A 25,883-nucleotide genomic window follows, 5' to 3' on the forward strand; every position below is an offset into this window, starting at 1 on the left:
CCCATAGGCATAGACCCGCTCGACCCAGCCCTTGAGGATTGCCGGCATGCTGAACCACCAAAGCGGAAACTGGAGGATTAGCATATCGGCCCACAGGAGCTTATCGATCTCGGTTTTGACATCCTCGGTCAGCGCCCCAGTTTCGAAAGCTCTCTTGGATGCAGCGACAGGCATGAACCGCGTATCCGTTTCCAGCGATGGAAAGTCGGCACGGTCAATCTCGGATTTCCAGCCCCCGGCATACAGGTCGGACACGCGCACCTCATGGCCCTGGGCCTCGAGCGCCTTCATGGCAACGTCTCGTAGTGCCCCATTGAGCGAGCGCGGTTCGGGATGAGCGAAGACAAGCAGAACTTTCATAGCCAGTGATCCTTGATGGTGAGAACTGACCCATAGGTAGACAGGGTTTAAATCATCCACTAGATGTGCGTAATGCATAAGATTATGCCGAATAATGGATAGTTCAGACGTTACGCTGGAACGTATGCGAACCTTCATCCGTGTTGCCGAACGCGGCAGCCTGTCGGCGGTCGCGCGCGAGTTCGGGGTCGGTCAGTCGACGGTCACGCGGCATTTGCGGGAGCTTGAGGAGGCCGTCGGCGTGCCTCTGCTGAGCAGGACCACCCGGCGTGTCGCGCTGACCGATGAAGGCAGCCGATATTATGCCAACAGCGTCCAGATCCTGCGCCTTGTCGAACAGGCCGGCGATGAGGCGCGGGGCACGCGCGGTGCGACGGCCGGCACGATCCGGATCTCCTGCACTGCGGCTTTTGGGGTTCTGCACGTCAGCCGGCTGATCTTCGCGTTTCAGGACCGCTATCCCGATATCGGAGTCGACCTCAGCCTTACCGATGAGCGTGTCGACCTTGTGCGGGAAGGCGTCGATATCGCGCTTCGCTTAGGCCCGCTCACCGACAGTTCGATGAAGCTGCGGGCGCTCGGCCAGTCCCGGCGTCTGCTCGTCGCGTCACCGGACTATCTTGCAGCGCGGGGCAAGCCGGTTGTCCCGCAGGATTTGCTCGGTCATGAAGGCATCCGTATGTCGAATGTGGCAGGGAGCGACATGCTCGCTTTGCGGGGGCCTGGAGGCGAAGACCATGCCGTTCCCTTTGAAGGGCGCTTTCGGGTCGACCATGGGCTTGCTGCACGCCAGGCCATGGTCGCCGGGCGCGGCATCGCACCGACCCATCAATGGCTTGTCGACGATCTCGTGACGGCTGCCAAGCTTGAGGTGATCTTGCCGGACTATTCGCTGCGGCCTGTCCCGCTCAGCATGCTGATTGTCCCCGAACGCGCCGGCGTTGCCCGGGTCCGGCTGCTCGTCGACTTCCTCGTCGAGCAGATTGGCGGCATTGCGGGGATCGAAAAGCCGCAGCGCTTTGGCGCACAAGCTTAACAAAGCCTTGAAAGCGGCGGCGGAATTCGAACGACTTTTCTAAGAGTTGTTTGAAACCCACCTGCTATAGCTCCCTTCATATTCCCGATGCAGCATTCGGGACTTGCTGCAGGCGGGGCGGGTGCTGCCGGTTCGTAAAAACCTGCTGGTGCGGAATATATCTTGTGTTTTCCGGGATGTTGGGCGCGTGAAGCACCCTAGCTGGAGGTTGGAATGAACCTGATCGCGAATTTCGCGGTTCTCGCATCGCGCCGCACGATCTTCGACGTGCCGGTGTGCGACCTCGGATGGGACGACGCGCTCGTCTTCATCAACGAGCTCGCCTCGTTTCCTGTCGGCCAGACCGTCATTTCCTTCGTCAACGCTCACAACATGCTGACGACGCTGCGCGATGGCGAATACCGGGATATCCTCCTGCAGAATCTTGTCCTGCCGGACGGCATCGGCCTGAACATCGCTTCCAAGATAGCGCATGGGGCGCCGTTTCCTGCCAATCTCAATGGCACGGACTTCGTTCCCGCCTTTCTGACCTATATGGAAAATCCGCGCCGTGTCGGCCTGATCGGCGGCAGGCGCGAAGTCGTCGAAAAAGCCGCAGCGAATTTCCGCAAGCATGCGCCCTGGCACGAATTCATCGTCATTTCGGACGGTTATTTCGACAAGGAGAACCCAACGGAGCTCATCGACGAGGTTGAGCGCCAGGACCTCGACATCCTGATCATTGGCATGGGAACGCCGCTGCAGGAGAAGTGGGCGCATCATCACATTCGCGCCGACCATGCCCGGCTTGTTCTGACTGTCGGGGCGCTCTTCGATTTCATCTCCGGAGTTGTTCCCCGCGCTCCGGAAACCGTTCGCATGATGCGGCTGGAGTGGGCCTACCGGATGCTGCAGGAACCGGCCCGTCTCTGGCGGCGTTATGTGCTCGGCATCCCGGTCTTTCTGTTTTACGTGATGCAATACCGCTTCAATCGCCGCGAGCGCATCCTTAGCCAGGCGGGCAACAACAGCGTCCCCTTGCCGTTACCGCAGGAACAGAGCGAGGGGGCTCACTGAGACCCTGCTTCTTGCCTCGCTGTGTTAACCATTTCTTTGCCATGAAAATTTAGAGTGTCTTAATCATCCGCTTCCTACGGGCGGCTCGGCTCGTGCGCTTGAGATAGGGCGTCATGTATGACAGCAGGTTAAGAGGCAGCATTGATAGGCGTCGAGCGGCAACGGCGGGGCCTATCGATGCACGAGACCGAAATCTCGAAACCCTTCCCGTTCGCCCCTCGGAGGCCGAACTGCTGAGGGTGATCGGAAAAGCACTCGAAGAGCAGCGCCTGCAGCGGAGCGCACCGCCCCAACCGTCGCATCTGGTCGAACGCATCGAGACAATCCTCGAAACACGTCTTCGTGCCGCAAACGATGTCCGTCCGCCGCAGCCGCCGCAGTATAAACCGGAGGCGTCTGCCGAGGCCCGGCAGGTAGACGCAGCAAATCTCAGCGCTCGACCCGTCCGCCGCCGCAGTTTGGCGAAGCCGATCGGCACAATCGCAGTTGCTGCCTTGATCGGCGCAGGCATCCCCTTGCTGATGCCTGCCGACCCCCCCCATTATGCGGCGGAGGCGGCATTTCAAGTGCAGGCGGGCAAAGCCGAGCGCGGCGCCGTGACCGCGGCAGCCGTGAAACGCCTGCTTTCCGGCCGCACCATGTCTGCCGCCGTAGGGGCGCTGAAGCTCGATCGCGATCCAGAGTTCACCGGCGACCAATCCGCGATCGGCGTAGCACTTGATCTCCTATCGGGCACTGGTGTTGCGGCCGACGCGGCCTCGCGTGCGGAAGCGGCGCTTGCGGGAATGGTCGAGGCCAATGCGGATGGAACGCAGGGCGCAGTCCGTCTGACAGTCACGACGGCCGATGGCGCCAAGTCTTTGCGTATCGCTTCCTGGCTTTCCGATATGCTGACGTCCAGCGGGCCTCCTGCATCGGCGGAGGCAGGCGCAGGGTTGCGCAAGGCCTATGAGGACGTGAAGGCGCAGCTGGTCGCCTTCACCGCAAGCAGCGGCGAAGGCAACGTCAAAGTCGCAAGTGATCTTCAGCAGCGCATCAACCAGCTTGACGCCGATCTCAAGGTCGCCGAGCAGCGGATCACGCTTGCCAAACAAGAGACCGATCGTCTCAAGGTGGCCAAGCCCGGCGATGTGCTCAACGGTTCCTTGCCACTCGAAGTGATTTCGCCTGCGCTGCAGGACGCGCGCGACAAATACGTCACCGAGAAGGCGACGCTGTCGCTGCTTTCGAACGAGCTCGGTCCGCGCCATCCGCGCCGTCTCGGACAGCAGGCTGTCGTTGACGGCCTGAAGGAGAAGGTTGCGAAGGAGCTGGCTCGCCAGGCCCAAGACGCAAATGCCGCTCTCAAGGCAGCCGCAGAAGCACGAAAGACGCTGAACGATCAGCGCAACACGCTGATCGCAATGAGCCGGGACACCGGTGTCGATCTCGCCAGACTGACCGAACTGCGCGACAAGACAGAGGCGGCGAGATCGCGGATGGCAGATGCCGTTAGAGCGACGGCTTCCATCGTCGCTCCGATCACTGCCGCCAAGCCGATAAAGACCACTGCCGTTGCCGCCGGCCCCGGACTTCCGGTTCGCTCTGCTGTCGGGGCTGCACTTGCAATGGCAATCGGCCTTGCTGGCATGCTTGGTTTGCGCCTCTTGCGAGAGCGTCCCCCACGTGCCGCGCACACGCTAACGGTCCCGGAACAACCGGAGGTGGCAGCCGGCGAACTCGAACTGCTGCGCGATCGGCTCGCCTTCCTGCGCGACAGGCTGCAATCCCACGGCGCCGGCCATCGTTGATCTCGGCCGCGGCATCATCGAAATCGCGCGCGGAACCTCGTGATGCGCAAGCTTCATATCCTCGCCAACGCGCTCTTGCGCAACGGTCGGGTATGGTCCGTCAACGCCGCTTGACCAACCCAGATACTTTAGCGCCGGGAAGATGTTAAAGCTCTTGCATTTGCCGCTTTTAAACAGGATACGGCGTTCTGAGGCAAACAGCGCGGCTGGCGAGAGCCTAGTTTGCGCGCGAGGCAGTGCAGGAGAATCGCGTGACGACAGTGATCGATGGCAAGCAGGTGGCCGCTTCGATAATCGAAACAGTAAAGATGGCAGCGGCTTCGCTCGAAAAGCAGAGCGGCGTGAAGGCCGGGCTTGCCGTTGTGATCGTCGGCGACGATCCGGCAAGCCATGCTTATGTCAATGCAAAGAGCAAGATGGCCAAGCAATGCGGCTTCAAGTCGGTACAGCACACCCTGTCGGCCGAGACGACGCAACAAGAGCTTGCCGCGCTCGTTTCGTCACTCAACGCCGATCCCTCGATCCATGGCATCCTCGTACAGCTACCGCTGCCGAAGCATCTGAACAGCGATCCGATCATCCAGTCGATCCTGCCGGAAAAGGATGTCGACGGGCTGCACGTCGTCAATGCCGGCAAGCTTGCGACTGGCGACCTTGAAACTGGCCTCGTCTCCTGCACGCCGGCCGGTGCCATGGTGTTCGTCCGCCGAATGCATGGCGAGGACCTGTCTGGGCTGAGCGCCGTCGTCATCGGCCGATCGAACCTGTTTGGAAAGCCGATGGCGCAGTTGCTGCTCAATGCCAATGCGACGGTGACGATTGCTCATTCGCGCACCAAGGATCTGCCCGCCGTCTGCCGCAATGCCGATATCCTGGTTGCGGCCGTCGGCCGGCCGCAGATGGTCAAGGCCGATTGGGTCAAGCCCGGCGCCACTGTCATCGATGTCGGCATCAACCGCATCGCCGCACCGGAAAGGGGCGAGGGCAAAACACGGCTGGTCGGCGACGTCGCCTTCGAGGAAGCATCGAATGTTGCCGCGGTGATCACCCCGGTTCCCGGTGGCGTCGGCCCGATGACGATCGCCATGCTGATGGCCAATACCGTCATTGCCGGGCATCGCGCGGCCGGCCAGACGCCGCCGAAATTTTGAGGCCTATCGCGGTGCAGGGCCGGTCGAGGCCCTAACGATCAGCTCCGCTTTCCACAGCTCGTGCTCCGGATAGGAGCCGGTCTCTTTGACGGTGCCGATCAGGCGCTGCGCAATCCGGGCGCCGGCGGCACGAAGAGACGAGCGCGTCGTCGTCAGCGGGACCGAAAAATTCTCCGGCTTCAGAAGCGGCAGCTCGTCGTCATGGGCGATGAGCGAGATATCCTCACCGAGCTTCAGGCCGGCCTGGTTCAGGGCGCGGATCGCGCCGAGTGCGAGCGCGGTGCTGGAACAGAGGACGGCAGTCGGACGCTCCGCCATCTGCAGAAACTGCTCCATCGCGATCAGGCCTTGCTCGTCGGTCATCAGCGAGTGACTGACGCAGGTTTTGGAAAGGGCCAGTCCCCGTTCCGACAAGGCCGCGACGACGCCGTTCTTCCGGCGGATCGCAAAGTCGAGATGCGCCGGCCCGTTCATCAGCGCGAATCGCGTATGGCCGAGCTGCAAAAGGAGTTTCGCGGCATCGTAGAAGGTGGTCTCGTTGTCGATATCGAGAAAGGGATAATCCGGCTCCGACCCGAACGAGCGGCCATGCACTATGAACGGCATCGCCAGCGATTTCAGCATCGCCAGGCGCGGGTCGTGAGCGCGCATATAGGCAACGAAAAGCGCATCGACATTGCCGCTGATCGCGAGGCGGCGAAGTGCAGCCACTTCGTCGTCGGGGTCAGAGGGCATGATGACGAGATGGAAGTCCTGCCGGACGGCCTCTTCTCCGAGACCGGCCAGGAACTCGCCAAAATGTATATCCGATTGATGGCCGGGCGCCATCGGCATCACCAGTCCGATCGAACCCGCCTTGCCGGTCGCGAGACGCTGAGCCGCCTTGTTCGGCCGGTATCCCGTTTCCTTGACGGCGCGAAGCACACGTTCGCGCGTCGCCTCGTTGACTTCAGGATAGCCATTGAGTGCACGGCTGACGGTCGTCTGCGAAAGACCAAGCATTTCCGAGAGCTGTTTGAGATTCACCTGCCGCGTTTCCTCCTCAGCGCCCTCAACACGCCTCCCTGCGTCCAAAGCGCTTTCAATTATGTAGCAACTCCGGCGCTTGACTCAAGAAAAATCGCTCCATATTCCCCTCCAGGTGCCGCTGCAATGGGCAATGCAAGCGTCTCGTTCCGCGGTATTTTGGAAATGGCTTGACTCTTTTCTGCCGAAAGTGAAATGAGTGTCAAAGCGCTTTGAAATTTGCTCTCGGGAGGTTGGGAAGCGCCGTTGGGATTGTGATGGGAGGTTGATCACATGAAAAAAATTCTGTTGATGGGCGTTGCCGTAACGGCGCTGTTTGCCGGGGCAGCTTCTGCTGCCGATCTGAAGTTTCCTCCAGGCCAGGATACGAAGTTCAACTGGAAAAGCTATGACGAGTTCAAGGCAGCTCACGCCGATTTGAAAGGCGAGCCGTTGACAATCTTCGGGCCGTGGCGCGGTGAGGACGAGGCCTTTTTCCGCAGCATTCTGGCTTATTTCACTGAGGCGACGGGCGTCGATGCCACCTATTCATCCTCTGAAAACTACGAACAGCAGATCGTCATCGATACGCAGGCGGGCTCGCCTCCGAACGTCGCGATCCTGCCGCAGCCCGGCCTCCTGGCCGATCTCGCCAGCAAGGGCCTCCTGACGCCGCTGGGCGAGGAGAATTCCAAGTGGGTGAAGGAAAATTACGGCGCAGGCGACAGCTGGGTCGGTTACGGCACCTACAAGGGCAAGGACGGCAAGGACGGTTACTATGCATTCCCGTACAAGGCCGACGTGAAGTCGCTTGTCTGGTATGTTCCGGAAAACTTCAAGGAAGCTGGATATAAGGTTCCGACCACGATGGAAGAGCTCCATGCCCTGACGGATCAGATCGTCAAGGACGGCGGCGTTCCGTGGTGCATCGGCCTCGGGTCTGGCGGTGCGACCGGCTGGCCTGCGACCGACTGGATCGAAGACATCATGCTGCGCATGAACAAGCCGGATGTCTATGACAAGTGGACCACGAACGAAGTGAAGTTCACCGACCCGGCCGTCGTTGCTGCAATCGATGAATTCGGCAAGTTCGCCAAGAACGAGAGCTATGTCGATGGCGGTGCTGCGGCCGTTGCTTCGACCGACTTCCGCGACAGCCCGAAAGGTCTCTTCGCCGTTCCGCCGAAGTGCTACCTGCACCATCAGGCTTCGTTCATCCCGTCCTTCTTCCCCGAAGGCACGAAGCTCGGTCAGGACGCCGACTTCTTCTATATGCCGACCTATGCGGCGCATGCCGACCTCGGCAAGCCGGTTCTCGGTGCCGGCACGCTTGTCTCGATCACCAAGGATTCGAAGGCCGCCCGCGCTTTCGTCGAATTCCTGAAGACGCCGATCGCGCATGAGGTCTGGATGGCGCAGTCGAGCTTCCTGACGCCGTACAAGGGTGTGAACACCGCGGCCTATGCCAACGAGCAGATGAAGAGGGAAGGCGAGATCTTGACGACGGCCACGACCTTCCGCTTCGACGGTTCGGACCTAATGCCCGGCAAGATCGGCGCAGGCGCCTTCTGGACCGGCATGGTCGATTTCGTCGGCGGCAAGTCTGCGCAAGACACCGGCAAGGAAATCCAGGCCTCCTGGGACGCCATCAAGTAATCGCGATTGCCGGTGCCGCGGCAAACCCGCGGCATTGCTGGCACGAATGACCGGACCCGTGGGGGGCCGGTCAACGCCGGATACTGTGATCAAACGCATAAAGAATTTGACGGTAACTGGTGTCGGCCCTTCAACATGGGCAAGGGTAGCACGGGGAGGGACGAATGCTGTCGCAGATAGTTTCCGCGTTGGGCGTTGTGGTGGTGGCGGTATTCGCCTGCTCGGCCTACTTCTATTTTTCGAACAAGATTCTGGATCTGGCGCTCCCCGTGAAGGATGGCGACATTCGTTCGGCAGCGCGCAATCTGAACCGCCGTGCGATGATCCGCCCGTGGCTCTTTCTCGGGCCGGCGCTGTTTTTGCTGATCGTCTATCTCGTCTACCCCGTCGTGGCGACCCTCATCCTCTCCTTCTACGATCGCTCCGGTGAGCAGTTCGTCGGCTTTGCAAATTACCAGTGGGCCTTCGGCGATCGTGAATTTCGCCAATCCATCTTCAATAATATTCTCTGGCTTGCCGTCGTTCCGGCGGCCTGCACGTTCTTCGGCCTGGTCATCGCAGTGATGACCGACCGCATCTGGTGGGGCAACATCGCCAAGAGCATCGTCTTCATGCCGATGGCGATCTCCTTCGTCGGCGCATCCGTCATTTGGAAGTTCATCTACGAGTTTCGCGGCGGCAACGACACCCAGATCGGGCTCTTGAACGCGATCGTGCAGCTTTTCGGCGGCACGCCGCAGGTGTGGATTTCGGTGCCCTTCTGGAACAACTTCTTCCTCATGGTGATCTTGATCTGGATCCAGACGGGCTTTGCCATGGTCATTCTTTCCGCAGCGCTGCGCGGTATTCCGGAAGAAACCATCGAGGCGGCTGTCATCGACGGCGCCAACGGCTGGCAAATCTTCTGGCGCATCATGGTGCCGCAGGTCTGGGGATCGATCGCCGTCGTGTGGACCACCATCACCATTCTCGTGCTGAAGGTCTTCGACATCGTTCTGACCATGACCAACGGTCAATGGAACTCGATGGTTCTTGCCAATCTGATGTTCAACTGGATGTTCCGCGGAGGCGGCGATTCCGGCCGAAGCGCCGTCATCGCCCTCATCATCATGCTGGCCGTGACGCCGATCATGGTCTGGAACGTCCGCCGCGCCAATCGTGAGCTGGGAGGCCACTGAGATGACGCTTGCCAGAGATTTCTTCAAGATTGGCCCCGCTCGCCTTTTCGTGCACTTCGTTGTTCTGGTCATCGTGATCCTGTGGCTGATTCCGACGCTCGGCATCTTCATCAGCGCGCTGCGAGACAAGGACCAGCTCGTCGTCTCCGGCTGGTGGACAGCCTTCGCCGGCTCCTCCCGAACCGTGGCATCGCGCCTTGGACAGCCCGACCAGCAGAAGCAAGAGGGCGCGACCTATGTGATCGCCGGCAATGTCCTGGAAGGCCAGCAGGGACGTTCGATCAAAGCCTTCGGCACGCGTGTCCAGCAGCCCGCTGCCTACAGCGCCGGTGAGACCGCCGACCTCGGCGACGGCGTCTCGCTGCTCGTCGACAGCGACGGCAGCTACCGCTACACAAAGAATGGCCCCTTCGGCCCGGACGACGGCGGCCGGCGCGTCTACGTTTCGATCGCAACGCCGCCGGAATTCACGATGCAGAACTACCGGACGGTTTTGACGGGCGAGGGCATCGGCCAATCCTTCATCAATTCGCTGACGGTGACGATCCCGGCGACCATCATTCCGATCCTCATAGCTGCCTTTGCAGCATACGCCTTGAGCTGGATGGAGTTCCCGGGCCGCGCACTGTTGATCGCGCTCGTCGTCGGTCTCATCGTCGTGCCGCTGCAGATGTCGCTGATCCCGCTGCTGCGCCTCTACAATATGGTCGGCGCGGCTTTCGATGCGCCGTCCAAGACCTATCTCGGCATCTGGCTGGCGCACACGGCCTTCGGCATGCCGCTCGCCATCTACCTGCTCCGCGCATATATCGCAGGGCTGCCGAAGGAGATCATCGAATCGGCGCGCGTCGATGGCGCGAGCGATTTCGAAATCTTCGTCCGCATCGTTTTGCCTCTTTCTTTCCCCGCACTTGCATCCTTCGCGATCTTCCAGTTCCTCTGGGTGTGGAACGACCTGCTTGTTGCCATGGTCTTCCTCGGCACCGACAGGCAGCACCTCGTGCTGACCGGCGCGCTGAACGCGCTGCTCGGCTCGCGCGGCGGCAACTGGGAAATCCTAACGGCTTCGGCCTTCGTCACCATCATCATACCGTTGCTCGTCTTCTTCGGGCTGCAGCGCTATCTGGTGCGCGGCCTGCTCGCCGGTTCGGTCAAGGGGGGCTGATCATCCCAATACGACACATCCCGCAGGAACAGACATGAGCATAGCATCCCAAACCAATTTGACCGTCGACAAGGACTGGTGGCGCGGTGCGGTAATCTATCAGATCTACCCGCGCTCCTTTCAGGATTCAAACGGCGACGGCATCGGTGATCTGAAGGGCATCACCGCCCGCCTTCCGTATGTAGCAAACCTCGGTGCCGACGCGATCTGGATTTCACCCTTCTTCACCTCGCCGATGCGCGATTTCGGCTACGACGTTTCGGACTACGAGAACGTCGATTCGATCTTCGGCACGCTGGTGGATTTCGACACGATGATCGCAGAGGCCCATCGCCTCGGCATCAAGGTGATGATCGACCTCGTCATCTCGCACAGCTCGGACCAGCACCCCTGGTTTGCCGAAAGCCGTTCCAGCAAGACGAATGCAAAGGCGGATTGGTATGTCTGGGCGGATGCAAAGCCGGATGGCGCGCCGCCGAACAACTGGCTGTCGATTTTCGGCGGCTCGGCATGGGCGTGGGATCCGCGGCGCATGCAGTATTACCTGCACAATTTCCTGACCTCGCAGCCGGACATGAACCTGCACAATCCGGAAGTACAGGACCGGTTGCTCAATGTTGTCCGCTTTTGGCTGACGCGCGGCGTCGACGGCTTTCGTCTCGACACGATCAATTTTTACTTTCACGACCAGCAGCTGCGCGACAATCCGGCGCTGCCGCCCGCCCGCCGCAACGCTTCGACCGCGCCGGCGGTGAACCCCTATAATTTCCAGGAACACATCTACGACAAGAACCGGCCGGAGAACCTGGAGTTTCTGAAGCGCTTCCGTGCGGTTCTGGAAGAATTTCCGGCAATCGCGGCCGTCGGCGAAGTAGGTGACAGCCAGCGCGGCCTGGAGATCGTCGGCGAATACACTTCCGGAAACGACAAGATGCATATGTGCTATGCCTTCGAGTTTCTCGCCCCCGATCCGCTTTCGCCGGAGCGCGTCGAAGAAGTGATGGAAGATTTCGCCGCCGCAGCGCCCGATGGCTGGGCCTGCTGGGCATTCTCCAATCACGACGTCATGCGTCATGTCAGCCGCTGGGGTTCGCTCGTCGCCGATCATGACGCATTTGCCAAGCAATATGCTTCCCTGCTGATGACCCTGCGTGGCTCCGTCTGCCTCTATCAGGGTGAGGAGCTCGGCCTGACCGAAGCCGATCTTGCCTACCAGGACCTGCAGGATCCATACGGCATCCAGTTCTGGCCGGAGTACAAGGGACGCGACGGCTGCCGCACGCCTATGGTCTGGGACTCGCAGGTTTCCCAGGGCGGCTTTTCGACCGTCACGCCGTGGCTGCCGGTGCCGGTCGAGCATATCCTGCGCGCCGTCAGCGTGCAGCAGGGCGACGAGAATTCCGTGCTCGAGCACTACCGCCGCTTCCTCGCCTTTCGCAAGCAGCATCCGGCGTTTGCCAAGGGCGAGATCGAATTCGAGCAGCCGCAAGGCGATGGGCTCGTCTTCACGCGCAGATATGGCAACGAGCAATTGCTCTGCGTTTTCAACATGAGCCCGGTGGAAATCAACGTCAGCTTACCGATGGGAGAATGGCAGGCATTGACGGGACACGGTTTCACCAGCAACAACTACGGCGACAAGATCGATATTCCGGCTTGGGGGGCGTATTTCGCCCGTCTCGCCTAAGGATCAGGAGGGGAGCACCAAATGACAGGACTTACTCTAAAGGAAATCCGTAAATCCTACGGCTCCGTGGATGTCCTCCACGGCATCGACCTGGAGATCAACCAGGGTGAGTTCATCGTCTTCGTGGGGCCGTCGGGTTGCGGCAAGTCAACGCTGCTGCGCATGATCGCCGGCCTTGAGAACATCACGGGCGGCGAGATGTATATCGATGGCCAGCTCGTCAACGACGTCCCGCCGTCGAAGCGCGGCATCGCCATGGTGTTCCAGTCCTACGCGCTTTATCCGCACATGACGGTCTTCGACAACATGGCTTTCGGCATGAAGATCGCTGGCGAGAGCAAGCAGGAGATCGATCGTCGCGTGAGAGCCGCCGCCGAAAGCCTGCAGCTCACCAATTATCTGGACCGCCTGCCGAAGGCGCTCTCCGGTGGCCAGCGCCAGCGCGTTGCGATCGGCCGCGCCATCTGCCGTGATCCGAAGGTCTTCCTCTTCGACGAGCCGCTGTCGAACCTCGACGCAGCATTGCGCGTCGCGACCCGTATCGAAATCGCCCGCCTCAATGAGCAGATGGCCGATACCACGATGATTTACGTCACCCACGACCAGGTCGAGGCGATGACGCTTGCCGACCGTATCGTCGTCCTGTCGGCCGGCCACATCGAGCAGGTCGGCGCACCGCTGGAGCTTTACGAGCGTCCGGCCAACCTCTTCGTCGCGAAGTTCATCGGCTCTCCGGCCATGAACATCATCCCCTCTACCATCAGTGAAGCGGGTGCCACCACGACGATCACGCTGAAGGGCGGCAGGTCGGTCGGGCTCGACATTCCGACCGCGGCTTCCGAAAAAGGCAAGACGGCAAGCTTCGGCGTGCGCCCTGAAGACCTGCAGATCGCCAATGGCGACGACTACATCTTCGAAGGCGAGGTCTCGATCGTCGAAGCGCTCGGCGAAGTCACGCTTCTTTACATCGAAGGCCTGGTGCCGGGCGAGCCGATCATCGTCAAGCTGCCGGGCATCACCGACATCAAGAAAGGTCAGAAGATGAGGTTCGCTGCCGATCGCTCGAAACTGCATCTTTTCGATGCCGAAGGCCACACGTACAGAAGGTAGGAGACTATTTTTGGGCGGTTCTTTATGACCGCCTGAAACGCAGCGATCATCACCTTCTGTTAAACATCCGCTGCTAGCTTTCCCCTTATAGTTACAAGGGGAATCAGGGTCGTGGGTGCATCCAATCCATTGCCTCCAGGGCATTTTCTCAACAGGGAAGAATCCTTCATGTACGACCGCGAACAGCGGTTCAAAATGGAGGATACGATGAACGCTGCGCGGATCGAGTACACCGAAAAGGGGGTCATGCACATGGCGTCCCGTCGCTGCGATATCATACGAATTTCGATGAGCAGCGCGATCCTGGCGATCCTGACGCAGTTCACTTTGCCGAAGCAGTTTTATCTGGATATTCCCGATGCACGCATCACCAAGGTCGGCTGCATGCTGATGCGGGTGAACGCCAACAACACCATCGAGGTCCGCTTCCTGCGCCTGCTGACGCAGAAGGAACTGAACAAGATTTTCGTCTACAGCACGCATCCGGCGCATCGCGACTACGTTCTAGACGTTCGCGCCTGATCGGACATTTCTGGAATTGAACAAGCCCGCGATCCGTTCGCGGGTTGTTTGCGTCAGTGGAAGAGGACGCTGGCGCCGTGGTCGGAGGCGCCGACGGAGCGGCGGAACGGAGCGAAGAGCTCGCGCCCCATGCCGAATTCATTGTCCGAAAGATCGGCCGTCACCGGCTCGCGGTCTGCCAGGGTGGCGGCATCGAGGAGGACTTCCAGCGTGCCGCGAATTGCATCGAGCCGGATGATGTCGCCGTCCATTATGCGGGCGATAGGCCCGCCCTCGACAGCTTCCGGCGTCACATGGATCGCAGCCGGAACCTTGCCTGACGCGCCGGACATGCGTCCGTCCGTCAGGAGGGCGACGTGGAAGCCGCGGTCCTGCAGTACGCCGAGCGGCGGCGTCAGCTTGTGCAGCTCCGGCATGCCGTTTGCCTTCGGCCCCTGGAAGCGCACAACCGCCACGAAGTCGCGGTTGAGCTTGCCTTCCTTGAAGGCGTCCTGCAGCTCCTGCTGGCTATGGAAGACGATCGCCGGCGCCTCGATGATATGGCGATCCGGCTTCACCGCGGATATCTTGATGACCGCCTTGCCGAGATTGCCGCGCAGCATCTTAAGGCCGCCATTCGACTGGAACGGCGTTTCGATGCTGGCGAGCACCTTGCCATCGTGGCTCTTTTCCGGTGCCGGTTCGCGAACCACCGTGGCGTTGTCGCCGAGGCGCACGTCGATCGTATAGGCTTCGAGACCCTGGCCGGCCACTGTGCGCACGTCATCGTGCAGCATGCCCTTCTTCAAAAGCTCCTTGATGAGGAAGCCCATGCCGCCTGCGGCGTGGAAATGGTTAACATCCGCCAGTCCGTTCGGATAGACGCGGGCAAGCAGCGGGATTTCCTCGGAGAGTTCGGCAATATCCTGCCAGGTGAGCTGGATGCCGGCAGCGCGCGCCATGGCGACGAGATGCAGCGTGTGATTTGTGGAGCCGCCGGTTGCATGCAGGCCGACGACGCCGTTGACGATGGAGCGCTCGTCGATCATTTCGCCGGCGGGCGTGAACTCGTTGCCGAGTGCAGTGATCGCCAGAGCGCGCTTTGCCGCCTCGCGCGTCAGCGCTTCGCGCAGCGGCGTGCCCGGATTGATAAAGGAAGAGCCGGGCAGATGGAAGCCCATGATCTCCATCAGCATTTGGTTGGAGTTTGCCGTGCCGTAGAAGGTGCAGGTTCCCGGGCCGTGATAGGACTTGGACTCGGCCTCGAGCAGCTCGGCGCGGCCGACCTTGCCTTCCGCATAGAGTTGGCGGACACGAGACTTCTCGTCGTTGGGCAGCCCGCTGGTCATCGGCCCCGCCGGCACGAAGATCGAGGGCAGGTGCCCGAAGGAGAGGGCCGCGATCACGAGGCCCGGCACGATCTTGTCGCAGACGCCGAGGAAGAGCGCCGCATCGAACATGTTGTGTGACAGGCCGATGCCGGCAGACATGGCAATCAGGTCGCGGGAAAAGAGCGACAGCTCCATGCCCGGCTGGCCCTGCGTGACGCCGTCGCACATGGCCGGAACGCCGCCGGCGACCTGGGCAATGCCCCCAGCCTCCGCCGCAGCTTCGCGGATGATCGCCGGATAGGTCTCGAACGGCTGATGGGCCGAGAGCATATCGTTGTAGGCGGTAATGATGCCGAGATTGGGCACGCGGTCGCCCGCCAGTGCATCCTTTTCGGAGGGGGAACAGATCGCAAAGCCGTGGGCGAGGTTGGCGCAGCCGAGTATCGAGCGGTTCACGCCGTTGGAAGTCGCGGCTTGCAGGCGTTCCAGATATCGATCACGCGTCGGTTTTGATCGTTCGACGATGCGGGATGTGATCGCGGAAATGCGTGCGTTAGCGGACATGGGAGGTATCCTGCCTTGGTTGCTCTCAAGTTTTACATTCGGCGGCTCTGCCCGAAGGCTTGGTTTTACGGCGCCCAGTAGATTTCGACCGGGGAAGCCGCCCGGCGCAAAACGGCCCGGATCGGCATCTCGGCCTCTTCTCCGGCATCTTCCGCTTTCGACAGCGTATCTTTCTTACCCGCGCCTTCTATGTGAAGCACCAGGAGCCCGGCATCCTGAAGGCTGGAGAAGGTGAAGGTCAGGCGCGGCTCGCCGGCGCCTTCCGCTTCCATCGTGATGATGCCGCGCGGCGTCGCCGGATCGAGCGCGGCAGCAAGGTTGCTGCCGCCGGGAAAAAACGATGCCGTGTGGCCGTCGCCGCCCATACCGAGGATCACCACATCGAACGGGTTGCCAATCGTTTTCGTCTCGGCAGTCGCAAGCTTTGCCGCATCTTCGGCAGAGCCTGATTTCTGATAGAGCGGCAGGAAGCGCGCCGCCTTCGCCTTGTTCTGCAGCAGATTGTTGGCGACCAGCAGATGGTTCGAACGCTCATTGTCCGCGGGAACGAAGCGCTCGTCAACAAGCGTGACGGTCACCTTGCTCCAGTCGAGGTCGCGGACGGAGAGCTCTTGGAAGAAGGCCTTCGGGGTCGAGCCGCCGGAAACGGCGATGCTGGCCGCTGCGCGGGCTGTGATCGCTGCAGAAAGCCGCTCCGTCACCTTGTCGGCAAGGCCGCTTGCAAGTTCCGCTGCATTGGTAAAAGCATGCAAGATTGCTGCCATCGCTCGCGATCCTAGATGTTGTCGTGCCAGGTGCGGCCTTCACGCTCGATAAGCGCGATGGCCTGGCTTGGGCCCCAAGTGCCGGCGGTATAGCCTTGCACGAGCTGGCCGGTTGTTTCCCAACCCTTGAGCATTGGATCGACCCACTGCCAAGCGGCTTCAACTTCGTCGCGGCGCATGAAGAGCGTCTGGTTGGAGCGGATGACGTCCATCAGCAGGCGCTCATAGGCGTCCGGATTGCGCACATTGAAGGCTGACGCAAAGCTCATGTCGAGCGAGACGTTGCGCAGGCGCATGCCGCCCGGGCCGGGATCCTTGATCATCAGCGACTGCTTGACGCCTTCGTCGGGCTGCAGGCGGATGATGAGCTGGTTCTGGTTGATGCGGCCGGCCGCCTGGTCGAAGATTGCGTGCGGGATCGGCTTGAAGGTAATGACGATTTCCGACATGCGGCCGGTAAGTCGCTTGCCGGTGCGGATGAAGAACGGAACACCCGCCCAGCGCCAATTGTTGATCTCGGCCTTGATAGCAACGAAGGTCTCGGTGTTCGAAACGCCGCCTTCGAGCTCCTCGAGGTAACCCCTGACCGGGCCGCTGCTGGAGGCGCCGGCGCGATACTGGCCGCGCACGGTGACTTGCTCGACGTTGGAAGCATCGATCGGCTTCAGGGCGCGCAGGACCTTCAGCTTTTCGTCGCGAACCGCCTCGGAATCCATCGATGACGGTACTTCCATGGCGGTCAGGCACAGGAGCTGCAAAATGTGGTTCTGCACCATGTCGCGCAATGCGCCGGCGGTGTCGTAATAGCCGGCGCGGCCTTCGAGGCCGACGGCTTCGGCAACCGTGATCTGCACGTGATCGATGTAATTGGCGTTCCACAGCGGCTCGTACAGGGCGTTCGCAAAGCGCAGCGCCATCAGGTTCTGCACCGTTTCTTTGCCGAGATAATGGTCGATACGGAAGATCTGCTCTTCCTTGAAGACACGGCCGATCGTATCGTTCAGTGACAGCGCCGAGGAAAGGTCGCGGCCGATCGGTTTTTCGACGACGATGCGCGTCGACTTGGTGATCAGCTTATGTTCGGCGATCTTCTGCGAGATGTCACCGAAGATGCCGGGTGCGACGGCGAGGTAGAAGGCGCGGACGCGGTCCTTGCCCTCGTCCAGCAGCTTCTTCAGCTGATCCCAACCGCCGTCAGAACGCGCGTCGACGGAGACGTAAAAGAGGCGCTTGCAGAATTTCTCGACTTCGGCCTCGTCATACTCGCCCTTCTTCAGATGCTCCTTGAGGGCATCCTGGGCGAACTTGCGGTATTCGTCATCGGAAAGCGGGCTGCGCGAAGCGCCGATAATGCGCGTCGGCTCGGTGAACTGGCCCTCGATCTGGCGGTGATAAAGGGCGGGAAGGAGCTTGCGCTCGGCAAGATCGCCGCTGCCGCCGAAGACGACATAATCAAAGGGTTCGACGGGAATGATCTGGCTGCTCATGAGCTCTTCTCTCAATCAGGCTGGTTGCGGCCTTTTAATCTAATCGATTTAAAAAAGCCAGTGTGCGATGCAATGAATCTGTCGGGTCCCGGTTTTAAAGCGAATTGCCCCGGGAGGAAATCCCGCAATCGCCCTTAAAACTTGTCGCGCAGCGCGAACCAAGACAAGGCGAGGAAAAGCAGCGGCGCGCGCATTGCCGCACCACCGGGAAATGCCGGAATATCGAGCGCCTTGAGGAGCTCCAGATCGGCTGATTTCCCAAGCACCGCTTCTGCATAAAGTTTGCCGCAGTAATTTGACAGCATCACTCCATGGCCCGAATATCCGCCGATTGAGGTGACGCCCGGCATCACTTCGCGCACGAAGGGCTGGCGCGGCATCGTTATGCCGACGCTGCCGCCCCAGGCGTGCGTGATCTCGATGTCCCTGAGTGCCGGATAGATTTCGGCGATCTGGCGGCGGATATGTTCGCTGATATCGCGCGGATTGTCGGCGGTATAGGCTTCCCGCCCGCCGAATAGCAGTCGTCCATCCTTGGACTTGCGGAAATAACGCACGACGAAACGCGAGTCGGCGACGGCTTCCCCGCCGGGAAGCACGGCAGGATATTCGTGGAGCCGCACGGTTGCGCCGATGAAGGAGCGGATCGGCATGACATGGCTTGCCGTCACCGGCTCCAGATTGCCGATATAGCCATTGCAGGCAATCAGCGCGCGGGACGCGGCAAGTGTGCCCTTCGGCGTTTCGATCCTCACCTTGCCGCCGCCCTGGCCGATTGCGGTCGCCTTGGTCATCTCGAAAATCTGCGCCCCGGCATTGGCCGCAATGCGCGCCAGCCCGATCAGCAGCTTCAGCGGATGAATGTGGCCGGTGCCGGTGTCGCGCACGCCGCAGTAGTAGCGTTTGGAGCCGAGGCGTTCCTGCGTCTCTTCTTTGTCCATGAACCGCAGATGCGGATAATCGTAACGAAGGGCTGCGATCTCGGCATTTTCGTAGTAGAAACGCGTGTAGCTTTCCTTGTGCGAGACGTTCATCTGCCCGGGCATGAATTCGATGTCGATCTGATGTTCGGTCGCAAAATCGAGCAGGTGTTTCTTGGAAGCCTCCGCAAGATCGAAGAGCGCTTTGGAACGCTCGTAGCCGATCTTCTCCTCCAGTTCCTCCGGCCACCAGCGCTGGCCGGTGCCGAGCTGCCCACCGTTGCGGCCGGATGCCCCGTCGCCGAAACGGCAGGCATCGATCAGCACGACCGAGACGCCGGCTTTCGCCAGATTGTATGCCGCCTGCAAGCCGGTATAGCCGCCGCCCACGATGGCGACGTCGCATGTCTTCGATCCGTCAAGCTGCGGATAGGTCGGCCGCTCGCCTACCGTCGCCTGGTACCACGAAACGCCCGGCGCGATGGGGCTCTGCCAGTTTTCTTGCACCGTCATGCGGCGGCCTCCTCACACGTTGAGCAGCAGGAATTCGCGTTCCCAGGGGCTGATCACCTGCATGAAGGTTTCGAACTCTCCCCGCTTCACGCCTGCATAAAGGCCGATGAATTCCTTGCCGAACACCTCCTCGAATGCCGGTTCGTCTTCCAAGAGTGCCACGGCTTCGAGCAGGCCGCGCGGAAGGTCGATCGACCCTTCATTGGCTGCCTCCTCGGTCGGTGCCGTCGGCTCGATCTCCTTGATGATGCCGAGAAGGCCCGATGCCAGCGAAGCAGCCAGGGCCAGATAGGGGTTGGCATCGGAACTCGGCAGCCGGTTTTCGACGCGCCGTGCCTGCGGGTCGGAAACCGGCACGCGGAATGCGGTGGTGCGGTTGTCGTAACCCCAAGCGTTGTTGACTGGGCAGGACATGTCCGGCGCAAGGCGCCGGTAGGAATTGACGTAGGGCGCCAGCATCACAAGTGCGCTCGGCACATATTTCTGCATGCCGCCGATGAAGTGGAAGAACTCCTTCGAAGCCGATCCATCGGAATTGGAAAAGACGTTCTTGCCGGACCCGATGTTGACGACCGACTGATGGATGTGCATCGCCGAGCCCGGCTGACCCTGCATCGGCTTGGCCATGAACGTCGCATAGATATCGTGCTTCAGCGCAGCCTCGCGGATGGTGCGCTTGAACATGAAGACCTGGTCGGCAAGCTCGATAGGGTCGCCATGGCGCAGATTGATCTCGAGCTGCGCTGGGCCCTCCTCATGGATCAGCGTGTCGATCTCGAGGCCCTGTTTCTCGGAGAAATGATAGATATCGTCGATCAGTTCGTCGAACTCGTTGATGCCGGCGATCGAATAACCCTGGCCGCCGAGGATCGAGCGGCCCGAGCGTCCCTTCGGCGGGCGCAACGGATAATCCGGGTCGTCGTTGTTGGCGACGAGATAGAATTCGATCTCCGGCGCGACGACCGGTTTCCAACCGCGTTCGGCGTAAAGTCCCATGATGCGCTTGAGGAGGTTGCGCGGTGTATAAGGAACCTCCTCGCCTTCCGAATTGACGATATCGCAGATCACCTGCGCCGTCGGATCAGTCTCCCAGGGAACGACGGAAAGCGTCGAAAGATCAGGCATCAGCTTGAGGTCGCTGTCACGGGGCTCGTAGCGGAAGCTCTCGGTCTCCTCGGGATATTCGCCGGAGATCGTGTGGCGATAGATCGCCGAGGGCAGGGCGAGCGACGTATTGGACGTGAATTTCGATGTCGGCATCATCTTGCCGCGCGGAACGCCGGCGAGGTCCGGGGTGATGCACTCGATGTCCTCGATGCCGCGTGCGCGAAGCCACTGCGCCGCTTCCTTCCAGTTTGCCACACCGCGCGAAGATCCGGGATCTGGGGGAATTTTCGTAGAGGCAGGCACGTTTCTGGCAGGCTTCAGCGTCGTCTTCTTGGGTGACATGACACACATGGTCGCGGTTGATCGGAAGGTCATCATAACTGGAGTTTGGCAATTGGCGAGGGGCGGCAGCGTTGACTTTCGCCATTTGATAGAAAAAGAAGGCGCCTTTCACAGAAAGGAAATGGGCTTGAGACTGAAGAGCGACGTGATCGTCATAGGCGCGGGCGCCGCCGGAATGATGTGCGCCATTCGCGCCGGGCAGCGCAGCCGTTCGGTGGTCGTGCTCGATCACGCGAAATTGCCGGGGGAGAAAATCCGCATCTCGGGCGGCGGACGCTGCAACTTCACCAATATCCATGCTGGCCCGAAGACCTTCCTGTCCGCCAATCCGCACTTCTGCAAATCCGCCCTTGCACGCTTTACGCCCGCCGATTTCATCGCCATGGTCGACCGGCACGGAATTGCCTGGCACGAAAAGTCGCTCGGCCAGCTCTTCTGCGACAACAGTGCCAAGGACATCATCCGGATGCTGCTCGACGAGATGCGGGCGGCAGGCGTGCAACTGCGGTTGCAGACCGAAATGCTCACCGTTGAAAAAGACAGCGACGGCTTTCGCGTCAGGACGTCCGACGGCGAATACGAGTGCGCCTCGCTCGTCGTGGCGACCGGCGGCAAGTCGATACCGAAGATGGGTGCGACGGGATTTGCTTACCGCATCGCCGAACTGTTCGGTCTCGCGCTCGTCGAAACGCGCCCGGGTCTCGTGCCGCTGACGCTCGATCCCGTCCTGCTGGAAAGCATTGCGCCGCTTTCGGGGATCTCGGCGCCGTCCGAAATCAGGCATGGAAAAACCGGCTTTCGCGAGGCCCTGCTCTTTACCCACCGCGGCCTCAGCGGCCCGGCAATCCTGCAGATATCCTCCTATTGGCGGGAAGGGGATGAGATCGCCATCGATATCGAGCCGGATGTCGACCTTCTGCTGCATCTGAAAAAAGCCAAGCAGGCGAACGGCCGCCAGTCGGCCCAGACGGCGCTCGGTGAAATCCTGCCGAAGCGGCTGGCGCAATATCTGACGGAACGCCAAGCCATTTCCGGCAACATGGCCGATCTCTCGGACAAGGGGCTGATCCGTCTCTGCGATGCGGTGCAGAACTGGAAGATCAAGCCGTCCGGCTCGGAAGGCTATCGCACCGCAGAAGTGACGCTTGGAGGCGTAGATACCGCTGGGCTCGACTCCCGCACGATGCAGGCGAAAAGCGTACCCGGCCTCTATTTCATCGGCGAATGCGTCGATGTGACGGGATGGCTCGGCGGCTATAATTTCCAGTGGGCCTGGGCCTCGGGTTTTGCCGCAGGTGAATCCTTGTAGGCAGGAATCTGGAGCAGGAGATTCAAGACCTGTTAAGAAGGTTGCGCCATCGTGTCCCAATGGCCGTTAGGAAAGAGCTTCCTAAATTGCGCTTTACCGGCAAGCCGTTTTGATGGATTGTTGAGTCTTGAAAGAAGTGGGGATCTTCGCATGAACAGGAACGCTCGACGCGCCCGCGCCATCGCAATCGCCCAGGTAAAGCCTGATACGAGGCTTGCGATCTCCCGCTTCCTCATGCTCGCGACCGGTGCAACGGCGGCGCTTGTGACCCTCCTGATCGCTCAGGGCTTCTGACACATCCCTTTCGTCATACTTTTTGCGCTTTGTCCTTGCGCGGCACACTGCTGGGCGGATATGCCGATGCGGGAAGACGCGATTTCAAACGGTTCAGCTTATCTGAATATTAAGATATCTTCTGTCACATTCACCGCGAATGTTTGGGCATCGCCGCTTTTGTGCCGGAGATGATTTGGCAATGATTGCCGCCTGACCCTCGGGTTCCCCAGTGTCCCACAATCAGCTCGATGCACTCGGCCGGCGCCGATTTCGGCCGGTGGGAGGAGTGGTGTATGGAAGGCCGGTATCGCCATGTTTATTGACAAGATCCTTTCGCGCTTCAAGATCAAGACCAAGGTTCTGATCTTCGTCCTGCCTTTTGTGATCACCATTTCCGCCGTCGGTCTGACAGGCCTCTATGCCTCCGGCCTGCTGCAGGGCCGCATGGAGATTTCAAACAGCGTGCTCCAGTCGCTCAGTGGCTTCAAGGATCTGTATGGCTCGATGGGCGATTTCCTGCAGATCACCAACCAGGAAGCACGCGACAAGCTCTACACCGACATCAAGACGCAGCGGGATACGCTGAAAGCCACCCTGAACCAGATCGGCGACAATGATGGCCGCGAGAACCTGCAAGCCGCGTCGGACGGCACGGCTGGGATTGCGGATACCGTCGGCAAGCTATGGTCTCTTCATGAACAGGAGCTGGCGCTTCGCAAGTCGATCGATGACGCACAGAAGACGCTGATCAGCAGCCGTTTCAATGTCAATTACGACGCACAGCAGCTCCAGGAAAATATCCGCAACGACGAAGGCAATGCCACCGCGACGCTGCGCGCGGCAGATCGGCTGTTGAAGGGTGGCGATACGCTTGCCTCCGTCATGACCGCCTTCAACAAGGCGCAGGCGCCTGCCGACAAGCTGAAGGTCGTCACCGATGCGATCCCGCAGATCGCCAAGGCGCAGCGCCTCATCGAAATCTCCGTGCCGCAAAACCAGAAGAGCATGACGCAGTCGATTGCCCAGACGATCAACGACCTGAAGACGCAGGCGGCAGCCCCTGATGCAGCGACCGATGAAGCGATTGCCAACCTTGGCCGCCTTGTTTCCCGCTTCCGCCAGATGTCCACCTATACGCAGTTGACGGCTACGCAGATGATGCGGGAAGCGACGACGACGTTCGTCGAGCTCGACGGCCGCATCGCTCAGACGAACTCCGTTCTCGAAGACACTCGCCGTCTTGAGACCTCGATCTATTCGCTGCAGCTGGTGCTCGGCGAATTCACCGCCAAGCCGAACCCGGACAACCGCGTTCGCCTGCATCAGGAAATCACGACGCTTGGCACCAATCTGAACACGCTGCTTGCGAGCGCCAAAGGCATGGACTTCGCGGAAGATATCGTTGCCGCCATGTCGCCCGCACTGGCTTCCATGGACAGCGACGGCGAAAAGCTGGTCGCGACAATCGGCCAGCGTACCACTGACTATGCAGCCGCCCGCCAGCAGCTCGATAGCGTCTGGGGCCAACTGACGACCTTCGCCGAGCTGCAGAAGCAGTCGGCAGGAACCGAGCGCACGCAGGCAAACAGCATCTCCGTTCTGACGACGGGCCTCGGCATCCTCGTCTCGATCGTCGGCGGCTTTGCCCTGGTGCTGACGCTGCAGCGTCCGATCGGCCAGATCACTGCCGCCATGCGTCGCATTGCCGACGGTGCGCTGGATACCAGCATTTCCGGTGAGAAACGGTCCGACGAGATCGGCGACATGGCCCGCGCCCTCGGCATCTTCAAGGAAAATGCGATCTCGAAGATCCGCATCGAGGAAGAAAGCGAAGAAGAGCGCGCAGCCGCCGAACAGGAGCGCCAGCGCAACGACGCCGAAAAGCGCGAGATGGATCGCCAGATCGAGTTCGCCGTCAACGAGCTTGCCGCTGGCCTCGAACGTATGGCGCAGGGCGACATTTCGACCACGATCGAAACACCGTTCATCGGCCGCCTCGAGCAGCTGCGCCAGGATTTCAACGGCTCGATGCTGCGCCTCCAGGCAACGATGAGCCAGATCCGCGACAATGTCGAAATGATCCAGGGCAACGGCAATCAGATGGCTCAGTCCGCCGAAGATCTCGCAAGGCGCACGGAGCATCAGGCCGCGTCTCTCGAGGAAACGGCGGCTGCTGTCGATGAGATCACCGTCACCGTCCGTTCCTCGGCGGCGCGTGCCAAGGATGCCGACCAGGTCGTTCGCGAGGCCAAGCGCAGCGCCGACGATTCGGCAACCGTCGTCAGCAACGCCATCGACGCGATGACCCGCATCGAGGACGCATCGCGCCAGATCGAACAGATCATCGGCGTCATCGACGAGATAGCCTTCCAGACCAACCTCCTGGCGCTGAACGCCGGCATCGAAGCCGCGCGGGCGGGCGATGCAGGCAAGGGGTTTGCAGTTGTTGCCATGGAAGTCCGCGAACTGGCGCAGCGTTCCGCCGCTGCCGCGCAGGAAATTAAGGGCCTGATCAACAAGTCGACGACGGAGGTCAGCTCAGGCTCGCAGTTCGTGCAGGAGACTGGTACCGTGCTTGCAAAGATCAGCGCGCAGATCGTGACGATCAGCCAGCATGTCGAGATGATCGCCCGTGCAAGCCATGACCAGTCGGGTGCGCTGCAGGAAGTCAACGCGACCGTCAATCAGATGGACCAGATGACCCAGCAGAATGCCGCGATGGTGGAGGAGACGACAGCCGCGAGCCGCGAACTTGCCGGTCAGGCGGATGCGCTTCTCGGTCTCGTCCAGCAGTTCAAGATCGACGGCGAAGGCTCCGACGCAGCGTTCTATCGCGCGGCATAAGCTTTGCGCCATCTTGCCACTCGAAAAGCGGCTTCGGTCTGCGGAGCCGCTTTTCCTATGGTTGCAAACTGGCCATCCCGGTGCGGCTAATCCGGAAGGAAGGAAAGCAGCTGCCAGAGGGCCACTGGCAACTTCTTTGAAGGCAAGCCGTTTGCGAGAAAAATCCTTAACGCTTTTCTCTTATTCTTACTTTGGTTGTACTCACCGGAGGTCTTCATGCCGCGATTCTTTTCGACGTCCATCGTGCGTCAGGTGGTTGCGATCACGCTTGCTCTGCTCGCCATCAGCACCGCGGCGATTGTCGCAGTCACATACCACAATCTCGGCCGATACGTGATGGAAAGCGCCGTTTCGGACGCAAGGGGCGCAAGCCGCACGATGGCGGTACTCTATGGTGTGGCGGATGCGAACGCGGCTGTCGGCGTGACGGGGGATGAGCTTCTCTCCGTGACGGAAGATGGCATTCCCGAATTCAAGGACCATGCCCTCGTCGATCGCACGGCCCAGTCGATCGCAGGTGTCGCGACGGTCTTTCAAAAGCAGGGCAATGACTATGTCCGCGTTTCGACCAACTTGAAGAAGGAAGATGGCAGCCGCGCTGTCGGCACCAAGCTTGCAGCCGATCATCCCGCGCAGCCGGTTCTCGGCAACGGCAAGGCCTACTACGGTCCGGCGCAGCGCTTCGGCCGGAATTTCATGACCGGCTCCGTCCCGGTCAAGAGGGCCGCCGG

21 protein-coding genes are annotated in these 25,883 nt (G+C 60.7%); 14 read left to right on the forward strand and 7 right to left on the reverse strand.

The window, feature by feature from the left end; genetic code table 11:
- On the reverse strand, positions 1-360 hold a 360-nt coding region (locus tag C9413_RS05820), incomplete at its 3' end, for an NAD(P)H-dependent oxidoreductase (protein ID WP_170250266.1).
- A 94-nt stretch (positions 361-454) separates the two neighbouring features.
- Here C9413_RS05820 and C9413_RS05825 point away from each other — a divergent pair.
- The 4 genes from C9413_RS05825 to folD all read left to right on the forward strand — a co-directional run bounded on the left by C9413_RS05825 (position 455) and on the right by folD (position 5,393).
- Positions 455-1,396: a LysR family transcriptional regulator gene (locus C9413_RS05825; RefSeq protein ID WP_039843990.1), complete on the forward strand. Its 942-nt coding sequence runs from the start codon at positions 455-457 to the stop codon at positions 1,394-1,396.
- 213 nt (positions 1,397-1,609) lie between these two features.
- Positions 1,610-2,452 carry a WecB/TagA/CpsF family glycosyltransferase gene (locus tag C9413_RS05830; protein ID WP_052451483.1) on the forward strand — a complete coding sequence of 281 codons (843 nt, stop codon included), beginning with the start codon at positions 1,610-1,612 and terminating at the stop codon, positions 2,450-2,452.
- Positions 2,453-2,565: 113 nt separating this feature from the next.
- The gene (locus C9413_RS05835) at positions 2,566-4,242 is read left to right on the forward strand and encodes a hypothetical protein (protein ID WP_039843991.1); all 1,677 of its coding nucleotides are present in this window, start codon (positions 2,566-2,568) and stop codon (positions 4,240-4,242) included.
- Positions 4,243-4,493: 251 nt separating this feature from the next.
- A complete protein-coding gene (gene folD / locus C9413_RS05840) occupies positions 4,494-5,393 on the forward strand; it encodes a bifunctional methylenetetrahydrofolate dehydrogenase/methenyltetrahydrofolate cyclohydrolase FolD (protein WP_039843992.1) in 900 nt (299 codons plus the stop codon).
- 3 nt (positions 5,394-5,396) lie between these two features.
- Here the strand turns inward: folD and C9413_RS05845 are convergent, their stop codons facing one another.
- Entirely contained in the window at positions 5,397-6,419 is a 1,023-nt protein-coding gene (locus C9413_RS05845) for a substrate-binding domain-containing protein (protein ID WP_039843993.1), read from the reverse strand.
- A 273-nt stretch (positions 6,420-6,692) separates the two neighbouring features.
- Between C9413_RS05845 and C9413_RS05850 the strand changes: the two genes are divergently transcribed.
- The 6 genes from C9413_RS05850 (at position 6,693) to C9413_RS05875 (ending at position 13,716) form a co-directional block, all read left to right on the forward strand.
- The gene (locus C9413_RS05850) at positions 6,693-8,054 is read left to right on the forward strand and encodes an ABC transporter substrate-binding protein (protein WP_039843994.1); all 1,362 of its coding nucleotides are present in this window, start codon (positions 6,693-6,695) and stop codon (positions 8,052-8,054) included.
- 164 nt (positions 8,055-8,218) lie between these two features.
- Positions 8,219-9,232 (forward strand): sugar ABC transporter permease, encoded by a 1,014-nt coding sequence (locus C9413_RS05855; RefSeq protein WP_022717197.1) that lies wholly within the window; start codon positions 8,219-8,221, stop codon positions 9,230-9,232.
- 1 nt (position 9,233) lies between these two features.
- Positions 9,234-10,397, forward strand: a complete 1,164-nt coding sequence (locus tag C9413_RS05860) for a carbohydrate ABC transporter permease (protein ID WP_039843995.1) — start codon at positions 9,234-9,236, stop codon at positions 10,395-10,397.
- Positions 10,398-10,431: 34 nt separating this feature from the next.
- Positions 10,432-12,084: an alpha-glucosidase gene (locus tag C9413_RS05865; protein ID WP_039843996.1), complete on the forward strand. Its 1,653-nt coding sequence runs from the start codon at positions 10,432-10,434 to the stop codon at positions 12,082-12,084.
- A 21-nt stretch (positions 12,085-12,105) separates the two neighbouring features.
- On the forward strand, positions 12,106-13,194 hold the full coding sequence (gene ugpC / locus C9413_RS05870; RefSeq protein WP_039843997.1) for a sn-glycerol-3-phosphate ABC transporter ATP-binding protein UgpC: 1,089 nt from the start codon (positions 12,106-12,108) through the stop codon (positions 13,192-13,194).
- A gap of 168 nt (positions 13,195-13,362) precedes the next feature.
- Positions 13,363-13,716 (forward strand): hypothetical protein, encoded by a 354-nt coding sequence (locus C9413_RS05875; protein WP_039843998.1) that lies wholly within the window; start codon positions 13,363-13,365, stop codon positions 13,714-13,716.
- A gap of 53 nt (positions 13,717-13,769) precedes the next feature.
- On the opposite strand, the gene edd is transcribed toward C9413_RS05875, so the two are convergent.
- From edd to C9413_RS05900, 5 genes are all read right to left on the reverse strand, one after another.
- Positions 13,770-15,590 (reverse strand): phosphogluconate dehydratase, encoded by a 1,821-nt coding sequence (gene edd / locus C9413_RS05880; RefSeq protein WP_039843999.1) that lies wholly within the window; start codon positions 15,588-15,590, stop codon positions 13,770-13,772.
- A 65-nt stretch (positions 15,591-15,655) separates the two neighbouring features.
- Positions 15,656-16,354: a 6-phosphogluconolactonase gene (gene pgl, locus C9413_RS05885; RefSeq protein ID WP_039844000.1), complete on the reverse strand. Its 699-nt coding sequence runs from the start codon at positions 16,352-16,354 to the stop codon at positions 15,656-15,658.
- Between the two features lie 11 nt (positions 16,355-16,365).
- Entirely contained in the window at positions 16,366-17,841 is a 1,476-nt protein-coding gene (zwf, locus tag C9413_RS05890) for a glucose-6-phosphate dehydrogenase (protein WP_039844001.1), read from the reverse strand.
- Positions 17,842-17,975: 134 nt separating this feature from the next.
- Positions 17,976-19,274 carry an FAD-binding oxidoreductase gene (locus tag C9413_RS05895; protein ID WP_039844002.1) on the reverse strand — a complete coding sequence of 433 codons (1,299 nt, stop codon included), beginning with the start codon at positions 19,272-19,274 and terminating at the stop codon, positions 17,976-17,978.
- A gap of 12 nt (positions 19,275-19,286) precedes the next feature.
- The gene (locus C9413_RS05900) at positions 19,287-20,723 is read right to left on the reverse strand and encodes a glutamine synthetase family protein (RefSeq protein WP_039844003.1); all 1,437 of its coding nucleotides are present in this window, start codon (positions 20,721-20,723) and stop codon (positions 19,287-19,289) included.
- A 121-nt stretch (positions 20,724-20,844) separates the two neighbouring features.
- On the opposite strand from C9413_RS05900, the gene C9413_RS05905 reads away from it, so the two are divergent.
- The 4 genes from C9413_RS05905 to C9413_RS05920 form a co-directional block, all read left to right on the forward strand.
- Positions 20,845-22,032 (forward strand): NAD(P)/FAD-dependent oxidoreductase, encoded by a 1,188-nt coding sequence (locus C9413_RS05905; RefSeq protein WP_039846628.1) that lies wholly within the window; start codon positions 20,845-20,847, stop codon positions 22,030-22,032.
- A gap of 150 nt (positions 22,033-22,182) precedes the next feature.
- Positions 22,183-22,326 carry a hypothetical protein gene (locus C9413_RS05910; RefSeq protein ID WP_166677308.1) on the forward strand — a complete coding sequence of 48 codons (144 nt, stop codon included), beginning with the start codon at positions 22,183-22,185 and terminating at the stop codon, positions 22,324-22,326.
- A 294-nt stretch (positions 22,327-22,620) separates the two neighbouring features.
- Positions 22,621-25,152, forward strand: a complete 2,532-nt coding sequence (locus C9413_RS05915; RefSeq protein ID WP_039844004.1) for a HAMP domain-containing methyl-accepting chemotaxis protein — start codon at positions 22,621-22,623, stop codon at positions 25,150-25,152.
- A 216-nt stretch (positions 25,153-25,368) separates the two neighbouring features.
- A partial coding sequence (locus C9413_RS05920) for a Cache 3/Cache 2 fusion domain-containing protein (protein ID WP_170250267.1) occupies positions 25,369-25,883 on the forward strand: 515 nt, incomplete at its 3' end.

The organism is Rhizobium sp. SEMIA 4085 (genome assembly GCF_013004495.1).
Taxonomy (GTDB): domain Bacteria; phylum Pseudomonadota; class Alphaproteobacteria; order Rhizobiales; family Rhizobiaceae; genus Rhizobium; species Rhizobium gallicum.